The 1,308-nt window shown below is 66.3% G+C and carries 1 protein-coding gene and 1 pseudogene; both read right to left on the minus strand.

Going from position 1 to position 1,308, the window contains the following annotated elements; genetic code table 11:
- Nucleotides 1–67: 67 nt before the first annotated feature.
- Nucleotides 68–730: pseudogene (locus ACFFIC_RS12160) on the minus strand (IS5 family transposase); the annotation flags it as partial.
- An 84-nt stretch (nt 731–814) separates the two neighbouring features.
- Nucleotides 815–1,195 (minus strand): tripartite tricarboxylate transporter substrate-binding protein, encoded by a 381-nt coding sequence (locus ACFFIC_RS12165; protein ID WP_377050622.1) that lies wholly within the window; start codon nt 1,193–1,195, stop codon nt 815–817.
- Nucleotides 1,196–1,308: the final 113 nt, after the last annotated feature.

Genomic DNA, 1,308 nt, shown 5'->3' on the forward strand with positions numbered 1-1,308 from the left:
AAGCTCAAGGCTATCCTGCGCAAAGCCGCCGCTCGCAACCTCGACAACCTTTGGCGCACCATCAGCCCTTGAGGCGGCCGAACATGTTCTCGATGCGGTGCCGCTCGCGGTAGAGGGCCTTGTCGTAGGGGAGCGGCACCTTGCGGCTCTTGCTTGACGGAATGCAGGGCTGGATGCCGCGCTCGACCAGGGCCTCGCGGAAGCGGTTGCTGTCATAGCCCTTGTCGACCAGCAGTTCCTTGGCGCGTGGCATGCGGGGCAGCATCAAGGCCGCGCCCCTGTGGTCACTCATCTGACCTTCGGACAGCAGCAGGATCACAGGGCGCCCCTGTCCGTCACGGTGTGGCGTGGAGCTTGGAGTTCAGGCCGCCCTTGGTGCGCCCGATACGGCGGCGAACAGCCCCTTTTTGAGCAGGCTGGCCGCCGTCCGGTGCGCCTTGAGGTGGGCCGCATCGATCATCAGGCGCTCCGGCTCACCCGCGCGGCCCGCGAGCCCGGCGAAAATGCGGTTGAACACGCCGAGGCGGCTCCATCGCACGAAGCGGTTGTACGGGGTCTTGTGTGGGCCGTACTCGGCAGGCGCGTCGCGCCAACGCAGCCCGCTACGGATGACGTGGAGGATACCACTGACCACCCGCTGATCGTCGACGCGGGGCACCCCGTGAGAGAGCGGAAGGTAAGGCGCGATCCGCCGGATCTGCGCCCTCGTCAGCCACAACAGATCAGCCATGGCAGCACCTCCGGCCACCATGGAATCAGCCATTCAGATTAAGCGCCAGCCGCAATTAACGGGTCCTGACCCTGCCCCGTCAGTCTATCCGGCGGCCAAGGTCGAGATGAACGAAAGAGGTGTGACCATGCACCCCAGCCCGAACACACCATCCCAGGCGTCGGCCTCAAAGCCCGGCAGCGTCTCGGCCAGCGTCGGGATGTCGGGAGCGGCAGGGTTGCGCCGTGCCGAGGTCACGGCCAAGGCGCGAGCCCGGCCCTGCTTCACCTGCGGCTGGGCCGAGGAGAAGGTGTCGAACATCATTTGGATGTCGCCGCTGAGTAGGGCGGACGCGGCCGGTGCGGTGCTGCGGAAGGTTCTGTCAGCTCTCGCGCCAGGGGCACCCGGATTGGCGGGCGGGGGCAGGTCTGGATCGGCTCCTGACGGGTTGATGGGCGGCCGGGAGCCTGGGATGGCTTCCTTCAGATATCTTGTCTGATTATCGTGCTAGGGGCTTAAAGCCAAGGACAAACCCGCCTGATCTGGCGGAGGCAGATGACGGCGCAGGCGAGGGTTGTCAGGGCGAGGTGCAGGTCGGC

It is taken from the genome of Muricoccus vinaceus, from assembly GCF_042433125.1.
GTDB lineage: Bacteria > Pseudomonadota > Alphaproteobacteria > Acetobacterales > Acetobacteraceae > Roseomonas > Roseomonas vinacea.